A 3,636-nucleotide genomic window follows, 5' to 3' on the forward strand; every position below is an offset into this window, starting at 1 on the left:
GCGTTAGGGTCGTGCAGGTAGAGCTCATAAAGCTCTTCCACATAGGCAGCGTTACTACCGGAAAGGTAGGCGCTGTTCCACATGCGCTGCATCACGCTTTCTTGCATGCTTGGTCACCCTCGGTTAGGGGAACACCACCGGCGTTGACACCGAGCAAACTTGCAGAAGTCCGAATGCAGCGACCAAAACAAGCCACTTAGGATCACGCTGATAGTCCGGGTACCAGCCCGGATGCCCCTGCTTGTCTCATTTCTTCAAAATAAGAGCTGCAGCCTTTTGGGCTGCTGCTCAGGTTAAAACTACGGCGCCGGTTGAAGCCTGCGCCGCAGCATCTACGGGTACAGCGGCACTACATTTGCTGAATCACACGCCGCTGGAGAGCAGCATGTTACGGATGTGACCGATGGCCTTAGTCGGGTTCAGGCCTTTCGGACATACGTTGACGCAGTTCATGATCCCGCGGCAGCGGAATACGCTGAACGGGTCATCCAGCGAAGCCAGACGCTCGGAAGTCTTGGTGTCACGGCTGTCTGCCAGGAAGCGGTACGCTTGCAGCAGGGCAGCTGGACCCAGGAATTTGTCCGGGTTCCACCAGAAGGACGGGCAAGAGGTCGAGCAGCAAGCGCACAGGATGCACTCGTACAGACCGTCAAGCTTTTCGCGCTCTTCAGGGGACTGCAGACGCTCGATGGCCGGAGCCGGCGTGTCGTTCTGCAGGAATGGCTTAACCTTCTCGTATTGCTTGTAGAAGATGCTCATATCGACGACCAGGTCACGGATAACCGGCAAACCTGGCAGAGGACGAACGATCAACTTGTTACCTTTTACAACAGCAGACAGTGGCGTGACGCAGGCCAGGCCGTTTTTGCCGTTGATGTTCATGCCGTCGGAACCGCAAACACCTTCACGGCAAGAGCGACGATAGGAGAAACCTTCGTCCTGCTCTTTGATCAGGGCCAGCACGTCCAGCACCATCAGGTCTTTACCACCGGTATCGACCTGGAATTCCTGCATGAACGGCGCAGCGTCCTGATCAGGGTTGTAACGATAAACGCTGACTTGCAACATGGCGGCCACCCTTAATAAGTCCGAATCTTAGGTTCAAAAGTCGGAACAGTCTTCGGCGAGAAGTTCACAGCACGCTTGGTTACGCGCTTGTCACCCGGGAAGTACAGGGTGTGGCACAGCCAGTTTTCGTCGTCACGATCTTCGAAGTCTTCACGGGCGTGAGCACCGCGGGACTCTTTACGCACTTCGGCAGCGATGGCGGTAGCTTCAGCCACTTCCAGCAGGTTTTGCAGCTCCAGAGCTTCGATACGCGCGGTGTTGAACGCCTGCGACTTATCGTTGATCTTGACGTTGGCGATACGCTTGCGCAGATCAGCCAGCTGAGCGATACCCTTCTGCATGTATTCGCCGGTACGGAATACACCGAAGTAGTTCTGCATGCAGCTTTGCAGCTCGCGACGCAGGGTTGCCACGTCTTCACCATCGGTACGGCCGTTCAGGGCGGACAGACGGGCCAGGGCGGTCTTGATGTTTTCTTCGGTGGCGTCGTCGTAGTTGATACCGTCGGTCAGCGCCTTTTCCAGGTGCAGGCCGGCAGCACGACCGAATACCACCAGGTCGAGCAGCGAGTTGCCGCCCAGACGGTTGGCACCGTGAACCGATACGCAAGCCACTTCGCCTACAGCGAACAGGCCTGGAATGATGGTGTCCACGCCTTCGCCGTCCTGGGTGATCGCCTGGCCATGAATGTTGGTGGCAACGCCGCCCATCATATAGTGGCAAGTTGGAACAACCGGAACCGGAGCAACAACCGGGTCAACGTGAGCAAACGTCTTCGACAGTTCGCAGATGCCTGGCAGACGGCTGTGCAGCACTTCCTCGCCCAAGTGGTCGAGTTTGAGCATTACGTGGTCGCCATTCGGACCGCAACCGTTACCGGCGATGATTTCTTTAACCATCGAACGGGCAACTACGTCACGACCAGCAAGGTCTTTGGCGTTCGGAGCGTAACGCTCCATGAAACGCTCGCCGTGCTTGTTGATCAGGTAACCACCTTCACCACGGCAACCTTCGGTCACCAGTACACCGGCGCCGGCGATGCCGGTCGGGTGGAACTGCCACATCTCGATGTCTTGTACCGGAACGCCTGCACGCAGAGCCATGCCGACGCCGTCACCAGTGTTGATCAGGGCGTTGGTGGTCGAAGCGTAGATACGGCCTGCACCGCCGGTCGCCAGCACAGTGGCTTTCGCACGGATGTAGGAGGTTTCACCGGTTTCGATGCAGATGGCGATAACGCCGACGAAAGCGCCGTCGTCATTCTTCACCAGATCGACAGCGTAGTACTCGTTCAGGAACGTGGTACCGGCTTTCAGGTTGCCCTGATAAAGGGTGTGCAGCAGGGCGTGACCGGTACGGTCGGAGGCTGCGCAGGTACGGGCAGCCTGGCCACCTTTACCGTAGTCCTTGGACTGACCGCCGAACGGACGCTGGTAGATGCGGCCTTGTTCGGTACGGGAAAACGGCAGACCCATGTGGTCCAGTTCGAAAACTGCGGCCGGGCCTTCCTGACACATGTATTCGATAGCGTCCTGGTCACCGATGTAGTCGGAACCCTTGACGGTATCGTACATGTGCCAGCGCCAGTCATCGTTCGGGTCAGCGGACGCGATGGCACAGGTGATGCCGCCCTGGGCGGACACAGTGTGCGAACGGGTCGGGAAAACCTTGGTGATCACGGCAGTCTTGTGACCGCCTTGTGCCAGTTGCAGCGCTGCGCGCATGCCGGCACCGCCACCACCAATAATGATGGCGTCGAAAGAAATCGTTGGAATGTTAGCCATGACTCAGATACCCCAGAGAATCTGCACACCCCAGACGAAGTAAGCGAACATCGCAACGCCGCATACTGCCTGGAAAAGGAAACGTATAGCCGTCGCGGACTTGCCGAACGCCATTGGCGTCAGGTAGTCAGTCGCGATGGTCCACATGCCAACCCAGGCGTGAGCGCCGAGGGCAACGAGGGCCAGAAGGCTGAAAATACGCATCCCGTTGTGGGCGAACAGTTCATGCCATTGGGCGTACTCGAGGCTTGGGTGGGCCACGACGTATCCGATCAGGAAAATGAAATAAGCCGCGAGAACGACCGCAGACACACGTTGCGCCATCCAGTCATAGAGGCCCGAACGCGAGAGGTTCGTGACGTTAGTTACCATATCCAAACTCCTGCCAGAACGATTACCACCACGGAAACGGCGATAACGATTTTCGAGCCCAGCTTGCCGCCTTCCAGCGTCTCACCGATGCCCATGTCCATGATCAAGTGGCGCACACCGGCTACCAAGTGATACAGCAAGGCGGACAGGATGCCCCAAATCACTAGCTTGGCTAGCGGACTGGTCAGACACGCTTTCACCTGACCGAAGCCTTCCTCAGAGCTCAGCGACTTGTCCAATGCATAAAGCATGATGGCAAGGCACACGAAGAGGATGACACCGGAGATACGGTGAAGAATGGACGTGTAAGCAGTGACTGGGAGTTTGATGGTCCTTAGGTCTAGGTTTACAGGTCGTTGGCTTTTCACGGCTTTTTTTTCACACTGAAGAGCCCCTAACAATCAGGGCAAAG

Annotated in this window: 5 protein-coding genes; all 5 read right to left on the reverse strand. The window is 57.2% G+C overall.

From position 1 onward, the window contains the following. On the reverse strand, positions 1-107 hold a 107-nt coding region (locus tag ACRESJ_RS14295), incomplete at its 3' end, for a 2-oxoglutarate dehydrogenase E1 subunit family protein (protein WP_431758469.1). Positions 108-363: 256 nt separating this feature from the next. Further along, positions 364-1,068: a succinate dehydrogenase iron-sulfur subunit gene (locus ACRESJ_RS14300; protein ID WP_128608019.1), complete on the reverse strand. Its 705-nt coding sequence runs from the start codon at positions 1,066-1,068 to the stop codon at positions 364-366. A gap of 11 nt (positions 1,069-1,079) precedes the next feature. Next, positions 1,080-2,852: a succinate dehydrogenase flavoprotein subunit gene (gene sdhA / locus ACRESJ_RS14305; RefSeq protein ID WP_431758467.1), complete on the reverse strand. Its 1,773-nt coding sequence runs from the start codon at positions 2,850-2,852 to the stop codon at positions 1,080-1,082. A gap of 3 nt (positions 2,853-2,855) precedes the next feature. Next, entirely contained in the window at positions 2,856-3,224 is a 369-nt protein-coding gene (gene sdhD, locus ACRESJ_RS14310) for a succinate dehydrogenase, hydrophobic membrane anchor protein (RefSeq protein WP_431758468.1), read from the reverse strand. Further along, positions 3,218-3,592: a succinate dehydrogenase, cytochrome b556 subunit gene (gene sdhC / locus ACRESJ_RS14315; RefSeq protein ID WP_016773673.1), complete on the reverse strand. Its 375-nt coding sequence runs from the start codon at positions 3,590-3,592 to the stop codon at positions 3,218-3,220. The genes sdhD and sdhC overlap by 7 nt, the downstream gene beginning before the upstream one ends. Positions 3,593-3,636 lie beyond the last annotated feature (44 nt).

The sequence above is a fragment of the Pseudomonas sp. genome, assembly GCF_050739655.1.
Taxonomy (GTDB): Bacteria; Pseudomonadota; Gammaproteobacteria; order Pseudomonadales; family Pseudomonadaceae; genus Aquipseudomonas.